Annotated in this window: 23 protein-coding genes; 7 read left to right on the top strand and 16 right to left on the bottom strand. The window is 61.8% G+C overall.

Annotated features, from left to right (window positions below; all coding sequences use genetic code 11):
• Nucleotides 1-237 precede the first annotated feature (237 nt).
• From BLV09_RS08685 to BLV09_RS08675, 3 genes are all read right to left on the bottom strand, one after another.
• Nucleotides 238-1,086 (bottom strand): outer membrane protein, encoded by an 849-nt coding sequence (locus BLV09_RS08685; protein WP_146686985.1) that lies wholly within the window; start codon nucleotides 1,084-1,086, stop codon nucleotides 238-240.
• 218 nt (nucleotides 1,087-1,304) lie between these two features.
• On the bottom strand, nucleotides 1,305-2,501 hold the full coding sequence (locus BLV09_RS08680; RefSeq protein ID WP_146686984.1) for a hypothetical protein: 1,197 nt from the start codon (nucleotides 2,499-2,501) through the stop codon (nucleotides 1,305-1,307).
• 90 nt (nucleotides 2,502-2,591) lie between these two features.
• Nucleotides 2,592-3,332: an SDR family NAD(P)-dependent oxidoreductase gene (locus BLV09_RS08675; protein WP_146686983.1), complete on the bottom strand. Its 741-nt coding sequence runs from the start codon at nucleotides 3,330-3,332 to the stop codon at nucleotides 2,592-2,594.
• Nucleotides 3,333-3,389: 57 nt separating this feature from the next.
• Between BLV09_RS08675 and BLV09_RS08670 the strand changes: the two genes are divergently transcribed.
• On the top strand, nucleotides 3,390-3,929 hold the full coding sequence (locus BLV09_RS08670) for a DUF1697 domain-containing protein (RefSeq protein WP_146686982.1): 540 nt from the start codon (nucleotides 3,390-3,392) through the stop codon (nucleotides 3,927-3,929).
• 18 nt (nucleotides 3,930-3,947) lie between these two features.
• Here BLV09_RS08670 and BLV09_RS37135 read toward each other — a convergent pair whose 3' ends face one another.
• The 5 genes from BLV09_RS37135 to BLV09_RS08650 form a co-directional block, all read right to left on the bottom strand.
• The gene (locus tag BLV09_RS37135; RefSeq protein ID WP_167558663.1) at nucleotides 3,948-4,094 is read right to left on the bottom strand and encodes a hypothetical protein; all 147 of its coding nucleotides are present in this window, start codon (nucleotides 4,092-4,094) and stop codon (nucleotides 3,948-3,950) included.
• A 10-nt stretch (nucleotides 4,095-4,104) separates the two neighbouring features.
• Nucleotides 4,105-5,622, bottom strand: a complete 1,518-nt coding sequence (gene purF, locus BLV09_RS08665; RefSeq protein WP_174556531.1) for an amidophosphoribosyltransferase — start codon at nucleotides 5,620-5,622, stop codon at nucleotides 4,105-4,107.
• A 22-nt stretch (nucleotides 5,623-5,644) separates the two neighbouring features.
• Nucleotides 5,645-6,274 carry a CvpA family protein gene (locus BLV09_RS08660; protein ID WP_100381452.1) on the bottom strand — a complete coding sequence of 210 codons (630 nt, stop codon included), beginning with the start codon at nucleotides 6,272-6,274 and terminating at the stop codon, nucleotides 5,645-5,647.
• A gap of 157 nt (nucleotides 6,275-6,431) precedes the next feature.
• Nucleotides 6,432-7,907: a DNA repair protein RadA gene (gene radA / locus BLV09_RS08655; RefSeq protein WP_146686981.1), complete on the bottom strand. Its 1,476-nt coding sequence runs from the start codon at nucleotides 7,905-7,907 to the stop codon at nucleotides 6,432-6,434.
• Between the two features lie 19 nt (nucleotides 7,908-7,926).
• The gene (locus tag BLV09_RS08650) at nucleotides 7,927-8,655 is read right to left on the bottom strand and encodes a sulfite exporter TauE/SafE family protein (RefSeq protein WP_146686980.1); all 729 of its coding nucleotides are present in this window, start codon (nucleotides 8,653-8,655) and stop codon (nucleotides 7,927-7,929) included.
• Between the two features lie 145 nt (nucleotides 8,656-8,800).
• Between BLV09_RS08650 and BLV09_RS08645 the strand changes: the two genes are divergently transcribed.
• Complete coding sequence (locus tag BLV09_RS08645) at nucleotides 8,801-9,073, top strand: hypothetical protein (RefSeq protein ID WP_100386829.1); 273 nt, start codon at nucleotides 8,801-8,803, stop codon at nucleotides 9,071-9,073.
• Nucleotides 9,074-9,079: 6 nt separating this feature from the next.
• Here BLV09_RS08645 and BLV09_RS08640 read toward each other — a convergent pair whose 3' ends face one another.
• Nucleotides 9,080-9,850: an exodeoxyribonuclease III gene (locus BLV09_RS08640; protein ID WP_146686979.1), complete on the bottom strand. Its 771-nt coding sequence runs from the start codon at nucleotides 9,848-9,850 to the stop codon at nucleotides 9,080-9,082.
• 58 nt (nucleotides 9,851-9,908) lie between these two features.
• Between BLV09_RS08640 and BLV09_RS08635 the strand changes: the two genes are divergently transcribed.
• Nucleotides 9,909-10,130: a cysteine rich repeat-containing protein gene (locus BLV09_RS08635; RefSeq protein WP_244549008.1), complete on the top strand. Its 222-nt coding sequence runs from the start codon at nucleotides 9,909-9,911 to the stop codon at nucleotides 10,128-10,130.
• Between the two features lie 20 nt (nucleotides 10,131-10,150).
• On the opposite strand, the gene alr is transcribed toward BLV09_RS08635, so the two are convergent.
• The 3 genes from alr to BLV09_RS08615 form a co-directional block, all read right to left on the bottom strand.
• Nucleotides 10,151-11,374 (bottom strand): alanine racemase, encoded by a 1,224-nt coding sequence (gene alr / locus BLV09_RS08630; RefSeq protein WP_146686978.1) that lies wholly within the window; start codon nucleotides 11,372-11,374, stop codon nucleotides 10,151-10,153.
• A 49-nt stretch (nucleotides 11,375-11,423) separates the two neighbouring features.
• Nucleotides 11,424-12,923, bottom strand: coding sequence for a replicative DNA helicase (locus BLV09_RS08625; protein ID WP_100381458.1), 1,500 nt, complete (start codon nucleotides 12,921-12,923; stop codon nucleotides 11,424-11,426).
• A gap of 829 nt (nucleotides 12,924-13,752) precedes the next feature.
• Nucleotides 13,753-15,003 carry an SAM-dependent methyltransferase gene (locus tag BLV09_RS08615; protein ID WP_100381459.1) on the bottom strand — a complete coding sequence of 417 codons (1,251 nt, stop codon included), beginning with the start codon at nucleotides 15,001-15,003 and terminating at the stop codon, nucleotides 13,753-13,755.
• Between the two features lie 275 nt (nucleotides 15,004-15,278).
• On the opposite strand from BLV09_RS08615, the gene BLV09_RS08610 reads away from it, so the two are divergent.
• Entirely contained in the window at nucleotides 15,279-16,301 is a 1,023-nt protein-coding gene (locus tag BLV09_RS08610) for a hypothetical protein (RefSeq protein ID WP_146686976.1), read from the top strand.
• Nucleotides 16,302-16,508: 207 nt separating this feature from the next.
• Here the strand turns inward: BLV09_RS08610 and rplI are convergent, their stop codons facing one another.
• The 4 genes from rplI to rpsF form a co-directional block, all read right to left on the bottom strand.
• Nucleotides 16,509-17,108, bottom strand: coding sequence for a 50S ribosomal protein L9 (gene rplI, locus BLV09_RS08605; protein ID WP_100381461.1), 600 nt, complete (start codon nucleotides 17,106-17,108; stop codon nucleotides 16,509-16,511).
• 67 nt (nucleotides 17,109-17,175) lie between these two features.
• Nucleotides 17,176-18,162: a DUF2232 domain-containing protein gene (locus BLV09_RS08600; protein WP_146686975.1), complete on the bottom strand. Its 987-nt coding sequence runs from the start codon at nucleotides 18,160-18,162 to the stop codon at nucleotides 17,176-17,178.
• A 122-nt stretch (nucleotides 18,163-18,284) separates the two neighbouring features.
• On the bottom strand, nucleotides 18,285-18,524 hold the full coding sequence (rpsR, locus tag BLV09_RS08595) for a 30S ribosomal protein S18 (RefSeq protein WP_100381463.1): 240 nt from the start codon (nucleotides 18,522-18,524) through the stop codon (nucleotides 18,285-18,287).
• A gap of 5 nt (nucleotides 18,525-18,529) precedes the next feature.
• Nucleotides 18,530-19,003 carry a 30S ribosomal protein S6 gene (rpsF, locus tag BLV09_RS08590; RefSeq protein ID WP_100386830.1) on the bottom strand — a complete coding sequence of 158 codons (474 nt, stop codon included), beginning with the start codon at nucleotides 19,001-19,003 and terminating at the stop codon, nucleotides 18,530-18,532.
• Nucleotides 19,004-19,346: 343 nt separating this feature from the next.
• Here rpsF and fabD point away from each other — a divergent pair, with 343 nt between their 5' ends.
• From fabD to BLV09_RS08575, 3 genes are all read left to right on the top strand, one after another.
• Complete coding sequence (fabD, locus tag BLV09_RS08585; protein ID WP_100381464.1) at nucleotides 19,347-20,306, top strand: ACP S-malonyltransferase; 960 nt, start codon at nucleotides 19,347-19,349, stop codon at nucleotides 20,304-20,306.
• Between the two features lie 20 nt (nucleotides 20,307-20,326).
• Complete coding sequence (fabG, locus tag BLV09_RS08580; RefSeq protein ID WP_146686974.1) at nucleotides 20,327-21,064, top strand: 3-oxoacyl-[acyl-carrier-protein] reductase; 738 nt, start codon at nucleotides 20,327-20,329, stop codon at nucleotides 21,062-21,064.
• A 297-nt stretch (nucleotides 21,065-21,361) separates the two neighbouring features.
• The gene (locus BLV09_RS08575; RefSeq protein WP_006610957.1) at nucleotides 21,362-21,601 is read left to right on the top strand and encodes an acyl carrier protein; all 240 of its coding nucleotides are present in this window, start codon (nucleotides 21,362-21,364) and stop codon (nucleotides 21,599-21,601) included.
• The last annotated feature ends 54 nt before the right edge of the window (nucleotides 21,602-21,655 follow it).

Below are 21,655 nucleotides of genomic sequence, written 5' to 3'. Positions count from 1 at the left end.
GCAAGATCGGGTTCAAACGATGAAAGCAGCGAGAGCCAGCCCGGCAATCTGTTTTTCCGAAATACTCGAAATCAAAATCAATATCGTTGGCTGTCTTCCACGATTGCGGACTTGCGGGAAAGCGTTGTCGCCGACGTCGTGACGTCGGCGAGCCGTGACTCCGGGCGACACCAGATGTCAGTTTGCGGGATTGAGGCAGTCCTTCGCCCGCGCGGCGAGATACTGCCTATCCGACTCCTAATATTTCGCGACCACCGGTCCTCCGCTGAACTTGTAGTTCAGGCCGACCCGCAGCACGTTGTCGGTGACACGTGAACTATAGGAGCTGGCGAGCGTGCCGCTGGCGACGGTGCCCGAGCCGAAAGCAGGGATCGCCGTCGTAAACGACCCTGACGTCCTGCCAAGATCGACGTAGAGATATTCGAGCTTGGCGCTCCAGTTGCCACCGAGCGCACCTTCGATGCCACCGCCGACCGTGTAACCGACCCTGAGGTCGGAGGCTGAAAACGACGATGCGCCGATCGTCTCGTTGGTGCTGACATCGCCGTAAGCCAGACCGCCCGTTGCGTAGAACAACACTCTTGGGGTCGCCAGGATACCAACGCGTCCACGAACCGTGCCGAACCAATCGATTTTCTGCTCCAGGGAAACCGGAACCGCCGCACCGGGAATGACGAAAACCAAAGCAAGGAAGCCAGCAGGAAGCGTTCCCGGCGTGCAGATGCCGGTCGGGCAGGTGAAGTCACGGCTGCCACGCTCGCCCGTGCCCTGGATGTCGGCCTCCAGGCCCCACACCCAGTTCTGCATCTGCCAGTTGTAGCCGGCCTGGCCGCCGCCGACGATGCCGTCCAGATTGGAGCCGCCGGAGCTGGTAAACAGCGTCGTGCCTGCGCCGTTGGTCAACGCTGACGTGCCGCTCGACCTGCCCCAGCTGTAGCCGACATTGGCGCCGAGATAGAAGCCGGTCCAGTTGTAGCCGGGGTCAACGACGATAGGAGCCTTGGTGTAAATCGGTGCGGGAAGATCGGCAGCAAAAGCCGAAGTGGCGCCAAATAATGCAGCCGACGCCGCGACAATAAATTTCATGATACAGCCCTCTATGGAATCTGGACTGTATTTCTAGTGCTTTCGGCGAAATCAGCTTGGACTGGACGTCACTCGCCTTGGACTGGGCGATACCAACCAACGATTGAGCGGTTCTGTTGCCGATAAGAGACATGGCGGCTACGGCATGCCTGCATGCGCCGCGCGGGAAGCCTGCCCGGTGTTTGAGAAGGCAGGCTTCCGGCTAGAGATGCCAAGGCCTAGCGCAGCGCGTCCGGATTGGTCAGTTTGAATTTCTGGACACGTTTTCCCGTGTCGACCTCGGCCGTGTAGACATTGCCTTTCGCGTCGACGGCGATGGCATGAACCCAGTGGAATTGCCCGGCGTTACGGCCATTCCGGCCGAAGCTGCCGACGACAGTGCCGTCGTCGCGCCTGAGAACCCGGATCTCGTTGTTCTCGCCATCGGCGCTCAGCAGATAAGTCTGGTTCGGATCTGGCCAGATCGCGAGATCCCACACGGCGCCGTTGCCGAGCGTGTTCTTTTCATAGAACCACTCCTTTACGAAGGAGCCGTCCTTCTTGAATACCTGGATGCGATCATTGATGCGATCGCAGACGTAAACCAAACCGTCATTGGCGATCTTCACGCAATGCACGGGATTGCCGAACTGCTGGGAGACCGGCGCCTTCGGATCATAGGCCGCCTGCTTTTCGTCGTTCGGCCGATTGCCGTAAGCGCCCCAGTGCCGCTTGTAGGCGCCGGTCGTGGCATCGAACACGATGACGCGGTGGTTGCCGTAACCGTCGGCGACGTAGATCTCGTTGGCATCCTTGTCGATGGCCGTTTCAGCCGGCTTGCCGAGTTGGCTGGTGTCGTTGCTTCCGCCAGTCGGCGCGATCTTGCCGATTTGCGAGACGAACTTGCCATCGAGCGTGAATTTGAGAATGGCGTTGTCGTTCTCGGCGTTGCCGCCAATCCAGACGAAGCCCCTGTCATCGACCTCGATGCCGTGTTCGCGCCCAACCCACTCATAACCTTCGCCGGGCCCGCCCCAGGCGCGCAGCAAATTGCCGTCGGTGTCGAACTCCAGCACCGGCGGCGCCGAAATGCAGCATTTCGATCGCGGCGGCGTCAGCGCCGCGCCTTTCTCGTCGTCCGTCAGCGAGCGGGGACGATGGATGACCCAGATATGCCCTGCGGAGTCGACCGTGATGCCGCCAACCTGACCGAGAATCCAGTTGTTCGGCAGCGGCTTCGGCCAGGATGGATCGACCGCGAAGGTCGGGATCTCGCTTGCTCCGGCAGCCCGCGGCAATGTCGGCGTCCCGATCAAGGCGAATGCGACGATGGCGGCAGAAATCAACCTTGAAGAAATCAGCCTTGAAAGCCAGAGGGCTACAGGAAGACCGGCGACGATAGGTTTCGAGTGGCCGCGATCTGGCGTCCGCGTCATGGCATCCTCCCGTATTTTTGTTTCGGGTTTCCCCGCTTGGCGCGCAGTGAATAGCGGCGAGGTTCGGGAGTCAACGGGCGTGCCCGCATGTCACGCCGGCGCGCGAAAGCTCATCAAGCTGCGGGTCTTGTAATCGTAGAGCTTGCCGGTCTCGGTCCACGATGGCGCGCACATCGGCACGATGAATTCCGCAACCTGTTCGGGCGTATCAAGCGTCATCGGATCTTCGCCGGGAAACACCGTGGCGCGCATGCGCGTGCGGATCGGGCCGGGGCTGAACAGGTTGACGCGAACGGGCGTCGAGGCCGTCTCGTTGGCCCACACCCGCACCAGCGTATCCATCGCGGCCTTTGAGGCCGAGTAGGGGCCGAGATAGGCGAACGCCTCGCTGGCGGCGCCTGATGTGATGAACACGGCGCGGCCGGCATCGGATTGCCTCAGCAGCGGCTCCATGCAGCGGATCAACTGGAAATTCGCTGTGACGTTGATCGCCATCACATCGGTCCACGGCTTCAGCTCGATATGGCCGAGCGGCGAGGAAGGGCCGGCGACGCCGGCATTGCCGACGAGAATGTCGAGCTTGCCGTGACGCTCATGCAGTGCCGCGCCAAGCCGGGCGATACCTTCGAAGTCGGTGAGATTGAGCGGCACCAGCGTGGCGCTGCCGCCGTCCTTGCGGATCTCGTCGTCGAGCTCTTCAAGCCCGCCCTGCGTACGTGCAACCGCTACAACATGCGCGCCGGCCTTTGCCAGTGCGCGGGCGGCAGCATAACCGATGCCGCGCGAAGCGCCGGTCACGAGCGCGATACGGGAGGTGAGGGGAACGGCCATGATCGAGGGGATTTATGATACTCTCTCCGGAAAATCAAACGTTTAAGAGAGCACGAAATGACCGCCTATATTGCCATGTTGCGGGGTGTCAATGTCGGCGGAAACTCGCTCAAGATGAGCTGGCTGCGTGAAGCCTGCGCGGACCTTGGGCTGCAGGATATCCAGACCTACGTTCAGAGCGGCAACATCGTTTTTTCTTCACGCCTCAGCGCATCGAAACTTGAGCAGACCCTGAAGGCCACGATCGACAAACAGACACGGCTGCCGGTGACGGTCGTCGTGCGCCGCGCCGCTGAAATGGCTGAAATCATCACCGGAAATCCTTTCCTCAAACAGAAAGGCATTGATGTTGCGAAGCTGCACGTGACATTCCTGGTGGAGGCCGCGTCCAAGCTTGCGGCCAGCAAGCTCGATGTTCTCGCCGGCACGCGCGATGAATATCGATTAGCGCAGCGAGAAATCTATTTGCACTGCCCGGTCAACTACGGTGAGAGCAAGATTTCGAACAATGCGATTGAGAAGGCCTTATCGGTCGGCGCTACCACGCGAAACTGGAAAACGGTGACGACGCTGCACGAGATGGCGATAGCCTCGTAAGTGTGAGGCTGGCGTCTCTCAGATTCCTCCGCCGCCGCCGTAATTGGTGTGACCGCTTTGATCCGGACGGGGATCCGGAGTGACCTTCATGCCCTGTCGAAAAGCAAAAAAGATAAATCCAACCAGCAATAGACCGCCGACAATCGCGATGATCGGCTGGGCCATCGCGTGCCCGTCAGCTCGCTTCCGCCAGCAACGACAATTGCCGAGGCTGCGGCTCGACCTGGGTCTGGTCGGTCAGGTTGGTCGGGTAGACGCCGGTGAAACAATGATCCGAGAATTTCGGATTGGCCGGATCGCGACCTGGCTCACCCATGGCGCGGTACATGCCGTCAATCGACAGGAACGCCAGCGAGTCCGCACCGATGATGTCGCGCATCTCTTCGAGCGAATGGGTCGCCGCCAATAACCCGCCGCGATCGGGAAGGTCGATGCCGTAATAATCGGGGTACAGGATCGGCGGAGAGGCGAGGCGGAAATGGACCTCGCGCGCGCCGGCATCGCGCATCATGCGCACGATCTTTTTCGACGTGGTGCCGCGCACCAATGAATCGTCGATCAAAATGATGCGCTTGCCCTCGATCGCGGCGCGATTGGCCGAATGCTTCATGCGCACGCCGAGTTCGCGCACGCTCTGGGTCGGCTGAATGAAGGTGCGGCCGACATAGTGGTTTCGGATAATGCCGAGTTCGAAAGGCACGCCGGAATGCTGGCTGTAGCCGACGGCGGCCGGCACTCCGGAATCCGGTACCGGTACCACGACGTCGACCTCGACATGGCTTTCGCGCGCGAGCTGGGCGCCGAATGCCTTGCGGACCTCGTACACCGACCGGCCACCGACGATCGAATCCGGCCGCGCGAAGTAGATGTATTCGAAGATGCAGGGCCGCGGCGGTTTCGGCGGAAACGGATGGTGGCTGTGCGCGCCAAGCTCGTCGAACACGATGATTTCACCGGGCGCGATATCGCGGACATATTTGGCGCCGATCATGTCGAGGGCGCAGGTTTCCGATGCCAGGATCGGGCAGCCGTCAAGTTCGCCCAGCACCAGCGGGCGAATGCCGAGCGGATCGCGCGCGCCGATCAGCTTTTTGTTGGTTAGCGACACCAGCGAGTAGGCGCCTTCGATCGCGCGCAGGGATTCGATGAAACGGTCGATGAAGCGGCTGCGCTTGGACTGCGCCACCAGGTGCAGGATGACTTCGGTGTCGGTGGTGGACTGCATCATGGCGCCGTTGCGCACCAGTTCACGGCGAAGCGTCAGGCCATTGGTGAGATTGCCGTTGTGCCCGACCGCAAAGCCGCCGGCATTGAGCTCGGCGAACAGCGGCTGGACGTTGCGCAGGATGGTCGCGCCGGTTGTGGAATAGCGCACATGGCCGACAGCGGCGCTGCCGGGCAGGCGCTCGATCACCTCGCGGCGGGAGAAGGTATCGCCGACGAGGCCGAGCCGGCGTTCGGAATGAAAGCGGCTGCCATCGAAGGAGACGATGCCCGCGGCCTCCTGGCCGCGATGCTGGAGGGCGTGCAGCCCGAGTGCGGTGATGGCGGCGGCTTCCGGATGACCGAAGATGCCGAACACGCCGCATTCTTCGCGTAACGTGTCGCCTTCGAGATCGTCCTGGATCTCGATAGGGCCGGGATGCGGATCAAATTGGTCGGCGTGATCGGAAGGGCTCTGCATCGCGTCCATCGCGCCTCTCTCTGGCTTGTTATCAACGTCCCGCGGGTTTCTCGATCAGCTTTTTCAAGCTGTCGCGGGCCGGTTTACTATAGCCATCACCGGTAGCCGGCGCCGCCGGGTCGGTGTCAGTTTGGTCGTCATCTGGTTTATTCTTCTTGAATCTCTTCAAGATGGTGTTCTCGGGGTCATCAGGCAAGAGGGACATTAACCAATCCCCGGTTCCTTGCAGGACCACCCGGGATTTTGCCCCGGTTACCCAATCAGGCCGCTGCTTTTCCGGCACCAGCCAGCTGAAAAACAGGAATGCAACGACCACGATCAGCAGGCCTCGCGCCAATCCGAACAGGAACCCGAGCGTGCGATCGAGCGCACCGATTCGGGAGTCCAGGATCATGTCCGAAATCCTTACCGTGATGATGGAAACCACGATCAGGGTGCCAATGAACACGCCGGCGACGACGACGATGCTGGCGACGGTATCGTTGTTGAAATAGGTCTTCGCGGTCGGCAGCAGCTTCCCGAACGCGTAGAGCGTGACCAGAGCCGCGGTGCCCCATGCTGCGATCGACAGGACCTCGCGCATGAAGCCGCGCACCATCGCAAGCAGGCCGGAAATCAGCATCACTGCGAGCAGGACGAGATCGAGTATTGTTATTGGCATCGGCTGGTCAGGTCCGCTCGTAAGTTCAACCGCGAATCGGCTTGTCGGTGCCGCCCTAAGTGACGGGCATATGGCATGTCCCGCAAGGTCCGAAATTATCCAGTTCCGCCCCGCGCGCGGGTTGTATAGCGGCGAGGCCGGACAAGGTCACGCCTGTCTAGCGCCCCTCGCGCCGGAATCTGGCAGGTGTGGCATTTTTCTCAGGCGCATCCTCGCGAGGTTCGTCCGCGGTTCCTTGCCGGTTTCCTTTCGGCGTGCCCCGCGCGGCGATATCAGCCACCAGGCTGGTCAATCCGCCCACGCTGTTGAGGACCAACCCCGCATCGCCGCCAACCTCGCCGCGCGCCGATTCGGGCAGCACCGCGCGGCCAAATCCGAGCTTCGCGGCTTCCTTGAGCCGGGCTGAGGTCTGTGCCACTGGGCGCACCGCACCCGATAATGAAATCTCGCCGAAATACACCGCATCCGTCGGCAATGGCGCATTGACCAGCGATGACACCAGCGCTGCGGCAGCGGCCAGATCGGCCGCGGGTTCCTGGATCCGCAGGCCTCCGGCCACGTTCAGATAGACGTCGTAGCCCGACAGCTTCACGCCGCAATGGGCTTCCAGCACCGCCAGCACCATCGAGAGGCGGCTCGGATCCCAGCCCACCACGGCCCGGCGCGGCGTGCCCAGTGATGTCTGCGCCACCAGCGCCTGCAGTTCCACCAGCACCGGTCGGGTGCCTTCGATCCCCGCGAACACCGCGGTGCCCGGACTGCCGAGATCGCGTTCCGACAGGAACAGTTCCGACGGATTGGAGACTTCGCGCAAGCCCAGGCCCGTCATCTCGAATACGCCGATCTCGTCGGTGGGACCGAAGCGATTCTTGACCGCGCGCAGGATGCGGAATTGCTGCGAGCCTTCGCCTTCGAACGACAGTACCGCGTCGACCATGTGTTCGACGACGCGGGGGCCTGCGATCTGGCCGTCCTTGGTGACGTGGCCGACCAGGATGATCGCGGCACCCGATTTCTTGGCGAATCGGATCAGCGCCTGCGCCGAGGCGCGGACCTGGGTCACGGTGCCGGGGGCGGATTCAACGGTATCTGTCCACATCGTCTGGATCGAATCGATCACGATCAGGCGCGGCACCGCGCCTTCCGACAGGGTGGAGACAATGTCCTCAACCGAGGTTTCCGACGCGAGCTGCACCGGCGCGTCGGCAAGGCCCAGACGCTCGGCGCGCAGCCGCACCTGCGCCACCGCCTCTTCGCCGGATATGTAGACCGCCCGGTGGCCGGCGCGCGCCAGTAGGCTCGTGGCCTGCGTCAGCAGCGTCGATTTGCCGATGCCGGGATCGCCGCCGACCAGCAGCACCGAACCTCTGACAAAACCGCCGCCGGTGACGCGATCAAGCTCGGCCATGCCGGAGGGCAGGCGAGGGGCGTCGTTGCTCTTGCCGGTCAGGCTTTCCAGCGTGAACAGCCGGCCCTTGCGTTTGGAGCGGATCGAGACCGGCATCGTGGTGGCGCCGGTCGTGTCTTCTTCGGCCAGCGTATTCCATTCGCCGCAGGAGTCGCATTTGCCCTGCCAGCGATTATACGCCGCGCCGCAATTCTGGCAGACAAAGGAGAGCGTGTTCTTGGCCATGGAAGATGTGAGTCGCTGGTCAGGATGAATGCGCCGCGTTCCATAACATGGAAAGGCCGGCGGCGAGCATGATAGCATCCATCACAAGCCGGAATACGTCCGCTTTTAGCCTCAGCACAAAGGGCTTGGCGACGAAGGCGCCCGACATCAGCGAGGCTCCTGCGATCACGCCCTTCAGCGCGATATCCGGCGTCAGTGCGCCGAACTGCTGAAAGGTCACGGATTTGCTGAGATAGAGGCCGAGCGAACTCGCCGCTTCCGTGGCGAGGAAAGCACCCTTGTCGAGGCCGTAGAACAGGAAGAGCGGCACGCTCAGGGGGCCGGTCGAAACCACGATGCCCGTGATGTAGCCGATCACCGCACCGCCGATCGCCAGATGCCAGAGCGATATCTTGAACTCGTGCCGGGCGAGCCAGTGCCGCGTCGGCACCATTGCGATCAGAAACAGGCCGATTGAAATGTCGACGGCGCGCGACGGCAGCGCCAGCAAGGTGCGTGCGCCAAGCGCTGCAGCCGGAATGCCTGGAATCGAATAGGCGGCGCAAGCACGCCAATCGACCTCGCGCCACCAGGCTAGAATGCGCGACAGGTTGGCCATCACGGCGGCGATCGCCATGATCGGCACGGCCTGTTTCGGCCCGTACTGATAGACCAGTACCGGCATCAGCATGATCGACGAGCCGGTGCCGACGATGCCGCTGATGGTGCCGGCGACGAGCCCGACCGCGAGGATGAAAAGGAAGCCCAACGAATTTGTCCCCCGCGAATCGCAATGCCGTTCTGGTTAACTAGCAGTACCTGCCGATCGGAAAATACCAGCGATATCGCAGCCCGGACCTTAAAATTTGAAGCGTATTGAAATCGTCGCGGATTCAGAAGTTTTGGGTAGCGCGATGAAAGATGTCTTGGCGGAAACGGTCGATGGCTTTCCATGGCTCGACGGCGCCATGCTGGCGTTCGAATCCTGTGAAGTAATCCGTCTTCGGCTGGCGAAACTCGCCCGCGGTGACGATGGTGCTGAGCACGAAGCCAGTCTCATGGTGAGCGAGAAAGTCGATGCGATGCTGGAGGCCGGCGCGAGTCTGATGGCGGGCGCAAGCGCCGCGGCCATCATCGGCCGCTACCGCGAGCATGTCGCGGCAAATGCGAAGCGTCTTTCGGTTTAAAACGCTTCAGCGCAAAATGATCCACGCCGGTGCATGATCGCTGGCGCTTTCTTCGCCGCGGACTTTGCGATCGACGCCGGCCTTGAGCAGGCGCGGCGCCAGCGCCGGGCTCAGCAGCAAATGATCGAGCCTCAAGCCGGCATCACGCGGCCAGCGGTTGCGCTTGTAGTCCCAGAACGTGAACATCGGTTTCGACGGATGCGCGGTGCGGATCGCGTCGGTCCAGCCTTGCATCACAAGTGACTTGAACGCAGCGCGGCTCTGCGGCTGGATCAACGCGTCCTTGTCCCATGATCGCGTCGGATAAATATCTGATGCAGTCGGGGCGACGTTGTAGTCGCCCGCCAGCACGACCGGAATCTCCTGCTTGATAAATTTCGCCGCATGCCGCTGCAATCGCTTGAACCATTTCAGCTTGTAGTCGAATTTCGGTCCGGGTTGCGGATTGCCGTTCGGCAGATAGAGGCTGGTGACGACGATGCCGTTGACGGCGGCTTCGATATAGCGCGCTTCGTGATCGTCGCGATCACCCGGCAATTCCGTCCTGATCAGCACGGGCTCTCTGTTGCGTGCGAGAATGGCGACACCGTTCCAGGTCTTTTGTCCGTGCCAGACTGCGCCGTAACCGGCCTTTTCGATCGCATCCAACGGAAAATCTTCGTCGGTTGATTTCAGTTCTTGCAAACAGACGATGTCGGGCTTTGCGGCGCGCAGCCAGCGCATCAGGTTCGGCAGGCGCCGGTTGATATTGTTGATGTTGAATGTCGCAATCTTCATGTACAGACGTCAGTGACCGCTCATCAAAGCCCGCTCATCAAAAGCCCCTGGAGGCCTCGTGCTCAAATCAAGCTTGACCGTTCTCGTATTCGCAATTGGGTTTTCCACGGCGGCCTTTGCCCAGGCTGCGACCAGTGACCAGCGCGGTGCATGCAAGACGGACTATGAGAAGTATTGCAAGGGCACCATGCCGGGCGGCGGCCGCATCGTTGCCTGCCTGAACAAGCAGCACGACAAACTTAGCGCCGCCTGCAAGTCGGCCATCGACTCCCATAAATAACGAGACAGCTGGCGGCGCGGCTAACCGGAAACAATTTCTGGATTGGCCGAGCCTTGATCTTGCGCCGTGCCGCCCTTGTAGACTCGCGCGTAGCGCGGGCCGAGGCTGGTGAGCACTTCGTAGCCGATGGTGCCGAAATGGTGCGCGAGCTCGTCGACGGTGATGCCTTCACCGATCAGCGTCACCATATGGCCGCGCCGCGCGGCGTTGTTCGGCAGGTCGGTGACATCGACCGCCATCAGGTCCATCGAGATGCGGCCGGCAATCGGGCAGCGTTTGCCGGCGACCACGACCTCGGCGCCGCGGGTGCCGTCATTGGCGCTGGCGGCGCGGAAATATCCATCGGCATAGCCGGCGGAGACGATCGCCAATTTCGTGGGCCGGCGCGCCGTCCATGTGCCGCCATAACCGACGGTTTCGCCGCGCTCGATACTACGCATCCGCACGATGCGGGCTTTCAGTTCGACGACCGGCTGCATCGGATTATCGGCTTCCGGCGTTGGATTGACGCCATAGAGCGCGGCACCCGGCCGTACCAGGTCGAACTGGAATTGCGCGCCCAGGAAAATACCTGACGAATTCGACAGCGAAGCCGGGACACCGGAAAATAGAGCGGCGATCTCGCGGAAGGCCGTGAGCTGTCTGGCGTTGGCGGGATTATTGAGCTGCTCGGCCGAGGCGAGGTGGCTCATGACCAGCGTGATGCCGTGATCGCCGGCATTGATCCTGGGAATGATACCTTGCGCTTCCGTCAAAGTGAGACCGAGCCGGTTCATGCCGGTGTCGATGTGAATGGCGGCGCCGCCGGCCCAACCGGAACGCCGGCAAAATACGTCCCATTCGGCGAGCTCGTTGAGATCACCGATCACGGGCCGGGCGTCGATCTTGGCATAGCCGTCGCCGCAATTCTGGAAAAAGCCGTCGAGCACATAAATCGCCGCCGAAGGCACCGCTGCGCGGACAACGCCTGCCTCATCCAGCGTGGCGACGAAAAACGTCTTGCAGCCGGCTCTGGCGAGGGCACGCGCAACCGGATCGGCGCCGCAGCCATAGGCGTCGGCCTTGACCACACCGGCGCATTCGGCCGGCACCGCGGTTTTCTCAAGCTTGCGCCAGTTGGCAACGAGGGCATTGAGATCGACGGACAAGACGCCGGTCGCGGTGGCAAGCGCGGCCGCCTGGGTTGCGTCAGGCGACAGCACGGGGCTCGCCGGTATCGATTTCGGGTCGGAAACGACGTTCATGCCGCACTTTACGCGCGGGCCAGCGGCGGTTCAACCGTGCAGGCCGCCGTCAGTAGGTTTGCGCCGGCAAATGGCCATCCTGCGCCAGATCGCTGAACCGCGTGAACTGGCCCTCGAATTGTAGTGGAACAGTTCCCGTAGGTCCATGCCGCTGCTTGGCGACAATGACTTCAGCCTTGCCGAGAGCGAAATCCATTTCGGTTTGCCATTTTTCATGCTCGGGTGTGCCCACCTTAGGTTCTTTGTTCTGCAAGTAATATTCCTCGCGGTAGACGAACAGCACGACGTCGGCGTCCTGCTCAATCGAACCGGATTCGCGCAAGTCCGACAACTGCGGATGCTTGTCGTCGCGGCTCTCGACCTGGCGCGACAGCTGCGAAAGTGCGATCACTGGAATATTGAGCTCCTTCGCTAGCGCCTTCAGGCTCGTGGTAATCTCGGTGACTTCCTGAACGCGATTGTCGGAACGCTTGCCCGATCCCTGCAGCAGCTGGATGTAATCGACCACGATCAGGTCGAGGCCCTTCTGCCGTTTCAACCGGCGGGCGCGCGCGGTCAATTGCGAAATCGAAAGGCCGCCGGTCTCGTCGACGTAGAGAGGAAGGTGTTGAAGTTCGATTGTATAGTCGCGAATCGTGTCAAATTCGCCTTGGCTGATCCCACCGCGGCGGATCATGCTAGATGAGATGCCGGTCTGTTCGGCGAGAATACGCGTGGCGAGTTGCTCGGCGGACATTTCGCAGGAGAAGAAGCCGACGATGCCGCCATTGACGGACTTCATAGTGCCGTCGGCCTGAACTTCGGCGCGATGCGCCTTGGCGACGTTGTAGGCGATGTTGGTCGCTAGTGCAGTCTTGCCCATGCCGGGACGCCCGGCGAGGACAATCAGGTCGGAACGTTGCAGCCCACCCATCTTGACGTCGAGGGCGCGCAGGCCTGTTGCGGTGCCCGACAGCTTGCCATCGCGTTGATAGGCATTGGCCGCCATGTCGAGCGCGACCTTCATTGCCTGCGCAAAAGCTTGGAACCCGCCGTCGTAGCGTCCGGTCTCGGCCAACTCGTAGAGCCTGCGCTCGGCGTCTTCGATCTGGGCTTTCGGCGCAAAATCCACCGGCGCGTCGAAGGCGACATTGACCATATCTTCGCCGATCCGAATCAGATCGCGGCGCAGGGCCAGCTCATAGATCGTCCGCCCGTAATCCTGGGCATTGATGATGGTGGTCGCTTCGGCGGCGAGCCGAGCAAGGTATTGGCCAACCGTCATGCCGCCGATGTCGGTTTCGGCCGGAAGGAAGGTCTTCAAGGTGACGGGGGTCGCGACCTTGCCCATCCGGATCAGGCTGCCCGCGGTCTCGAAGATGGTCTGATGGATCGGCTCGAAGAACTGCTTCGGCTCGAGAAAATCCGATACCCGATAGAAAGCGTCGTTGTTGACCAGAATAGCGCCCAGCAAACTCTGTTCCGCTTCAATATTGTGCGGTGCGCTCCGATAGGCCGGATTTGGCACATCGGGAGCGAGCTTGAGGACATTCGAATCAGTCAGGGCCATGGACAGGATTATTCTTTGGATCTGGTCGTTATTGGGATCGCCGGATTTGGGGCGGCGATAAAGCGCCACCTGCGGGCCGGGCGAAAGTGTGAAGGTGCCTTATGCACGATTCACACAACGCGGGGTGTGAATCCCCGACCAGGCGGTGCATTCCGCTTGACGGGCTCCAGGCGGGAACCGGGCGGTGGCCGGATTGCGCGGTGAGTCCGTGAAATTGTCAGGCGCGGCCTGAACCTTGTTGCCCCCTGGGCATACCCATCCAAGGGCGAGGGCGTCTGCGAATCGACGACCTCAGCGCTGAATCAAATCAAAAGGAGATAGATCAGCGCAATCAGGGCCGCTCCGACACCGGTGGCGATCAGAATATAGTCAGTCTGGATGTCGCGGTGCGGATCGAATGACGGTTGGTGCATTTTCCCGGCCACTTCGGAGGGTCTGGGGGTGTCTTGGCCGGGGTTTAGGGCAGGCGAGCCGGATCGTTTGTGAAGCAGTTCACATCTGGCGAATTTTTTTAAAGGTACCGTTGCCGGGAACGGTGTGTGGACGAGCGGATTGTTAATCAGCACGATTTAGGGATGCGGATTGAGATATGGCCCAGCGACTTCAACCATGGCGATCGGGAGACGGCGAACGGCTGTGGCTGTCGATGCTGATCGACACCATGGAGAAGATTTCTTGCCGGGAAGTGCGCGCGACACCTTGCGATCGCGTCGTTCTGTCCGCCGTGAGGGCACAGCTTGCGCGTCCGGTGTCACCGTACCCGTATTGGCGCCAGCACCGCACGTCAGATTTCAGCTTACGGAATTAGAGCCGCACGACAGTGTTGCCGTTATCCGCCTGCGATTTGCAGCCGCGGTCGCTTGCCACGCTCGATGCCCCGGAGCTTCGTTTCCTCACGGGTAATATAATCCCGTGTCATCGGCACCACGCCCTGGCGTTTGGTGATCTGGATCTGGAAATTCATCAGGTTCTGTTTGCGGAATGCCATTTCCGAGGACGCCAGGTAGAACTCCCACATTCGCGCAAAGCGTTCGTCATAGAGCCGCACAGCCTCGTCTCGCCGCGCCATGAAGCGCTCGCGCCACGCCTTGAGGGTTTCAGCGTAATGCAGCCGCAAGATCTCGATGTCGCAGACCAGGAGGCCGACGCGTTCGATCACGGGGATCACTTCGGACAGCGCCGGTATGTAGCCACCGGGGAAGATGTATTTCGCGATCCAGGGATTGGTGACGTCGGGTCCATCCGAGCGGCCGATCGAGTGCAGTACCATGACGCCGTCATCGGAAAGCAGTTCGGCGCAACGCCTGAAATAGGTCTCATAGAAATCGACGCCGACATGTTCGAACATGCCGACCGACACGATGCGGTCGAACGGCCCCGGAATATCGCGATAATCCTCCAGCAGGAACTTGGCGGATCGGGTCAGATTCTTCTCGGCGGCGCGGTCGTTTGATACCTGCAGTTGCTCGGTCGAGAGCGTGATGCCGGTGACGTCAGCGCCGGTCATTTCGGCTAAATAGAGACCGAGGCCTCCCCAGCCCGAGCCGATGTCAAGCACGCGGTCGCCGGGCCCGACCAGCAGTTTCGCTGCAACATGCCGCTTCTTGGCGAGCTGGGCATCGTCGAGGCTGTCGTCTGGCGTTTCGAAGTAAGCACAGCTGTATTGCTTGTCGGCGTCGAGGAAGAGCGAATAAAGCCGCCCGTCGAGATCGTAATGCCGTGCGACATTGTCCTTTGACCGGGGGCGCGGATTGAACTGCTGGGCATGCCTGACAAAATATCGCAACCACCATTGCAGCTTGGCCCAGCGCGGCAAAATCTCGGGTTGAGACATTAAAATGGCCAGCGCGTCCACGATCGAGCCGCGCTCGACGACGAAGCTGCCGTCCATGTAAACCTCGCCCAGCGCGAGTTCGGGGTTGAGCAGGACCCGCCGCTCGGCATCCGTGGTCAGGAATCGGACAGCTACCGGTTCTCCGGTTCCATCCCCGCAGCTGAATGTTGCGCCGCTCGCCGTCGTGAATGTCATCAAGCCGCGGCGAATGAACTGCTTCAGGAAGTAACGCAACAAACGGTCCATCGAAACCACCCAAAAGCGATCCCGTGAGCTGCCCGGCGCCGTATCGACGCCGGGGAGAAGCGATGGTTCCTGCCAGCGCTTCGGGAACATCATAATATTCAAGTTTCGTGCCGGCTACTGCGTTGTACACAAAGCGGATATTCCAGAACGCCGCATTTGCGCCATTACGTGATATGCGCACTTCCATTCGCGGAATATTCGGCTAAAAGGTGATCGCCGCCTCCGGTGCCGCAATCAGGACGTTGGAAGCGACTTCCGCATCTGGAGAATGGGCAATGTTGAGCCGAGCGCTCATTTCAGCGACGGCGATGCTTCTGATCGGCTGTTTCGCGGCAGTTCCGGTACAGGCGCAGGCGCAAAATCTCGAAGCCGGTAAAAGCCCCTCCCAGATATTCGCGGGCACCTGCACGGCTTGCCACAAAAGCCCGCGGGGGCTTCTGAAGACGGTGCCGGCGGGATCGTTGCCGGGCTTTTTGCGGCAGCACTACACCACCAGCCCCGACATGGCCTCGCTGCTCAGCTCCTATCTGATCTCCAACGGCGCCAACGACACGCGTTACTCTGGTGGCCAGCCGAAAAACGACGGCAAGCCGGCCGAACAGGTCGACCGCTGGGGGCGCCGGGTTCGCACGGCCGCGCCTTCGCAGGAACCTGCGAAGCCTGAGGCAGAGCCGGAACAGGCCGCAAAACCGGATGCTGATGGATTAGCTGAGCCCGGGCATAAGGGCCGCAAACGACCGGCACGGCCGGCGGATCAGGCTGCGAAACCGGTCGACGGAGAGGCCGCGGCTCACGCAGTGGGCGAACGCGGCCCCGATGGCCGGAAATCAACTGCCAAGCAACGGCTGGGCAGGAGGGGCAAGCCGAGCGTCCAGGAGCTGCCCAGCGACGAGACAGCCAAGGATGCCTCCAGGCCGGGCGCCGCCAAAGAGGAGCCTTCGAAGGGCGAAGCTGCCAAGCCCGAAGCCATGAAACCGTCGGGCGAAGCCAAGCCTGAGAGCACCGAGATCGAATCACCGAAAGATACGGGAAGCAACCAGGCCCCGGCGGCGTCGCGGCCAGATCCGGTTCCATCGGTCACGCCTGCGGCGGCGGCGGCTCCTCCGGCTGCGTCCGGCGGCACGCCTGAGCCCGCGGCCGGTCCGTCGAGTTCGGCCGCGCCAGCCACAATCCCAGCCGCACCGCCGCCTGCCCAGTCCACCGCCACCACCGAATCTTCATCTCCGCCCGTGACCGCGTCGGTGCCGCCGCCGTCACCTGCCGGATCCGGATCGCCGGTGCCGCCAATATCCAAATAGGAATTTCCGCAGGCGCGGATTTGCGCCGGCTGCCTTGGCCACGCCCGGAGCTGATGCGACGGGCGTGCACGTTTGCCGTCGGTCGACGGCCGAAGAGCACACCGCAACCGCGCTGGCATCGATTGCAACGCTCGATGAAAAAGTAGTCACGAGAATCACAAGCCCGGCCTGATGGGGCCGGGCTTGAGGTCTCGGATATAGCAATCGTTACTTCTCGGACGCCTCTGCGGCCGGCGCGACGTCGTCGTGCTGGGCCTCCGGATCGAAGAATTCGCCGGCGGCGGCAAGCGCTTCGGCGGCGGCATCCTGGTCTTCCTGACGGGTGCTGATGTCTTCGCCGCGATTGATGCGTTCGGCTTCATCGGCACTGCGTGCAACCGTCACGGAGACGCCGACCTCGACTTCCGGATGCACGGCGATGGCGATCGTGTGCTTGCCAATGGTCTTGATCGGCGCGTCCAGCATGACCTGGCTGCGCGCAATGGTGACCCCATCGCTCTCAAACGACGCGATGATGTCGCGCACGGTCACCGATCCGAACAACTGACCGGTTTCGGAGGCCTGACGTAGCACCACGACGTTGCGGCCGTCGATCTTTTCCGCGACCTTCGTCGCTTCGCCCTTGGCCTGCAGGTTGCGGGCTTCGAGCTCGGCCTTCATGCCGTCGAACTTCGAGCGATTGTCGGCGGTGGCGCGCAGCGCCTTGCCGCGCTTCAATAGAAAATTACGGGCAAATCCGTCCTTGACGCGGACGACTTCGCCCATCTGGCCAAGCTTGGCGACGCGTTCCAGCAAAATGACTTCCATATTCGTTCTCCTTTAGAGGTTGATGCGGTAAGAGGCTGAAGACTTTGAGATTGCGTTGAAGTGGTTTTCAGGAGGCCGGCAACGGTGGTGGCCTCCCTTGCAAATAGCGCTGGCGAAGTCCGAAAACGGCATCGGCAAGACCGAGAGTGGCCATCGCAAGAAGGGGCCAACTGAACACGACCACGACCGCGTAGGCGCAGCTCAGCCAGAGCGAGCGGTTTTTCAACGCCAGCGTCAACGTGTGCAGGACGGCAAAGCCGATGAGCGCATAAGCCATGGTCAGGGCGGCCACGATGGTTTGCGCCAGCATCGCGGGCAAGCCCCCGGCAAAACAGAACGCGACTGCAACCGATAATGCCGCAAGCGTCATCGGTGGTAGCGCCGTGCTTTTGAGATCAGGCCAGGGACGGCGCAGTCGTCCCGACGTCGCCGTGATCTTGGTGGCAAGCCAGAGGTTGAGCGTCAGCGTCAGCATGGCGACGATGGCGGCCGCCGCCGGGGCGATCTTCACCAGCGCATCGATCCATTGTTCGCTCTCGCCGGCCGACGCGGTATCGTTCGAGCCGACGATGCGCAGCAGGCCCTGCTGCATCACGCTGGTGATGGTGGCGGCATCAGAGCCGAGCGTGAGCAGGGTCGCCATGGTGGTCAGCGCCGCAAAGCCTGCGATCCACAGCAGGATGCGGCCGACCGGATACCACTCGAGCGCCGGTGCCGCGGGAACGGCGCTGTCGCCGGACGGAACGCTGTCGGTCACGGCGGCGCCATTCGGCCGCCCCAGCAAGACAAGATGCCCGAGCCACCATGCGGGCAGCGCGACCATGACGACGAAGGCGATGCAATAGGGAAAGCCGAAGGTCACGCCGAGACCGACGGCGGCAAATATCCCACCGATCGCGGCGCAAAGCGGTCCCCATGCGAGCGACGCCACGGTCAGCGGCAGCGGTGCCAGATAGAACAGCAATAGTGAGATCAGCGCGCCCGAAATGATCGAGGCGAACATCAGCGCCGACGCGCAGCCGGCTGCGATAGCAATGAGGACGATCGCGATCATCAGCTGTCCCGCTCCTTTCGAGCGGTTAGAGGTCTCGTGGACCCCAACCATCGGCAACCGGACGACCGGGAGCCTTATGAAGATTTACTCCGCGGCGCGAACGCCGCGGAGCGAAAGATATTTTACCGGATCACATAAGGCAGCAGACCGAGGAAACGCGAGCGCTTGATAGCGCGCGCGAGTTCACGCTGCTTCTTGGCGGAAACGGCGGTGATGCGGCTCGGCACGATCTTGCCGCGCTCGGAGACGTAACGCATCAGCAGCTTGGAATCCTTGTAGTCGATCTTCGGCGCATTCGGACCCGTGAACGGGCAGGTCTTGCGGCGGCGGAAAAACGGACGGCGTGCACCAGCATCAGCCATGATTCTTACTCCTCAACCACTGCTACTTCGGCGTCATCGCGGCCGCGACGCGGACCACGATCGCCGCGGTAGCCGCCACCATCGCGATCACCCCGGAAACCGCCCTCGCGGTCGCCGCGGAAACCGCCGCCACGGTCATCGCGCTCACGGTCGCGATCGGCCTTGCGCATCATCGCCGAGGGGCCTTCCTCGTGCTCTTCGACGCGCACGCTGAGATAACGGATCACGTCTTCGCTGATCCGCTCCTGCCGCTCGATTTCGGCGATTGCAGCCGAAGGAGCGTCAATGTTCATCAGCACGAAATGCGCTTTGCGATTCTTGTTCATCCGGTAGGTGAGGGAACGTACGCCCCAGTTTTCGGTCTTCGTGATCTTGCCGCCGAGCTGCTCGACGATGCCGGTCATCTGGGTGGTCAGTTCTTCGACCTGTTGGGTGCTCGCATCCTGACGCGCGAGAAAAACATGCTCATAGAGAGGCATGGATGTCCTTTCCTGTGTTGGCGCAGTTCCCGGCGGCAAGCCCTTCGAACCCTTCGGAAAGGACTCGATATGCTCAGAAGGCGGAAGCACGGGACGACGGACCGACTGGCCCTGCCGCATCAACATCGCCAAAAAGGTGAGATTGCTGAGACCGTCCGTTCAGCTCCCGGCCGGGATCCACGGATGGCGCGGTTTATACGGATTTTGAGCGCGAAGGCAAGGGAAAGCGTCTCAATTGGCGTATCTATCCGCCGATCGGGGAGCACCGGCGGCTTGACACAACCGGCCCTCGCAGTGTCTTTCGGCCCAACTTTAGGGATTACGGGACGTTCAGGGAGTGCCGATGACGGCAGCATTTACTTTTCCGGGGCAGGGTTCCCAAGCGGTCGGCATGGGCAAGGCGCTGGCGGAGGCCTTTCCGGCAGCGCGAGCCGTATTCGACGAGGTAGATGCAGCGCTCGGCGAGAAGCTGACCAGCATCATCTGGGACGGCCCGGCCGAGACCCTGCAGCTCACCGAAAACGCCCAGCCGGCGCTGATGGCGGTCTCGATTGCGACCCTGCGGGTGCTGGAATCAGAGGCCGGTTTCTCGGTGGGACGGGACGCCGCCTTCGTTGCCGGGCATTCGCTTGGCGAATACTCCGCGCTTGCGGCCGCCGGTAGCCTTAGCATCAGTGACACTGCCCGGCTGTTGCGCACCCGCGGCCTCGCCATGCAGAAAGCGGTGCCGGTGGGGGTCGGAGCCATGGCCGCTCTGCTCGGCCTGGACTACGAGGCCGCGGTAGCGGTCGCCGGCGAGGCCGCGCAGGGACAGGTCTGCCAGGCCGCCAATGACAATGGCGGTGGCCAGGTGGTGGTGTCCGGCGACAAGGCGGCGGTCGATCGCGCGGTCGAAATCGCCAAAACCAAAGGCGCCAAGCGTGCCATGCTGCTGCCGGTGTCGGCGCCGTTCCACTGCAAGCTGATGCAGCCTGCGGCGGATGTCATGGCGAAAGCGCTGGCCGATGTCACGATCCGGCAGCCCGCATCGCCGCTGGTGTCTAACGTGCTGGCGACAGCCATCACCGATCCGGACGAAATCCGCCGCCGCCTGATCGAGCAGGTCACAGGAACCGTGCGCTGGCGTGAGTCGGTGGCCTACATGGCAAGCCAGGGTGTCACACGGTTTTTCGAGATCGGCGCCGGGAAGGTGCTTAGCGGACTGGTCAAGCGCATCGCCGAAGGCGCGGTCGGCACCCCGGTCGGTGGTCCCGGCGATATTGCCGCTGCGAAGGACGCGATGGCGGTTGCGCATTCGGCCTAGGCGGTCGGGAGGAGATATAGATGTTCGATCTGACTGGCAGGACGGCGCTCGTTACCGGTGCGACCGGCGGCATCGGCGGCGCGATCGCGCAAGCGTTGCATGCCCAAGGCGCGACGGTGGCGATTTCCGGGACGCGCCGTGAGGTGCTTGACACGCTCGCGGGTCAACTCCGCGAGCGGATTCATGTGTTGCCCTGCAACCTCTCCGACGCTGCCGAAGTTGAAGCGCTGGTGCCATCGGCCGAAAAAGCCATGGGGCAAGTCGATATCCTCATCGCCAACGCCGGCATCACCAAGGACAATTTGTTTGTCCAACTGCGTGATGAGGATTGGGACGAAGTCATCAAGGTCAATTTGACGGCAACTTTCCGCCTGGCGCGGGCCGCAACCAAGCTGATGATGCGCAAGCGTTTCGGCCGCATTATCGCGATCACCTCGATCGTCGGCGTCACCGGCAATCCGGGGCAGGGCAATTACACGGCATCGAAGGCCGGGATCATCGGCATGATCAAGACGCTGGGTGCGGAATACGCCAAGCGCGGTGTCACCGCCAATTGCATCGCACCGGGATTCATCAAGACGCCGATGACCGATGCGCTGAACGAGAAGCAACGCGAAGCCATCCTTTCGAAGGTTCCTGCAGCGCGGCTTGGAACGCCTGAGGATATCGCCGCGGCGGCGGTGTATCTCAGTTCGAACGAAGCGGCTTATGTCACGGGACAGACGATTCACGTCAATGGCGGGATGGCCATGATTTGAGCGTATTGGGAGCCCTGTGAAGCCGGCGAAAGCCGGTTTCCGAGGGCCGGTTGGGGATTATAGTCAAGGCTGGGGAAGTATGATAACCGAACCGCCACCGGATGGGCGAAGAAGGCCATTGCAGGATTTTGAAACCCTGTATATTGGCGGTGCGGAGCCTGCCGTCGTGCGCCGGGCCTTTGTCGGGGACGACGGAGCCAAATCAAGACGATGCGCGACTGCGAAGAAGACTTAGAGATCACGATGGCTCGTATCGTCTTAGGTTCGGGTCCAATGGAACAAGCACGAGGTTGAACGATGAGCGAGATTGGCGAGCGGGTTAAGAAGATCGTGGTCGAACACCTCGGTGTCGAACCCGAAAAGGTAGTCGACAATGCGAGCTTCATTGATGACCTCGGCGCCGACAGCCTTGATACCGTCGAGTTGGTAATGGCGTTTGAGGAAGAATTCGGTTGTGAGATTCCCGATGACGCCGCGGAGACGATTTTGACCGTCGGCGACGCCACGAAGTTTCTCGAGAAGAACGCGAAAAGCTGACGCCCTCGCATGGTGCTGACGAAGCCGGACGGACCGCGCTGCAGCGGTCCACCG

The organism is Bradyrhizobium canariense (assembly GCF_900105125.1).
In the GTDB taxonomy this organism is placed as follows: domain Bacteria; phylum Pseudomonadota; class Alphaproteobacteria; order Rhizobiales; family Xanthobacteraceae; genus Bradyrhizobium; species Bradyrhizobium canariense_A.
This window is presented reverse-complemented; position numbering and strand designations above follow the sequence as displayed.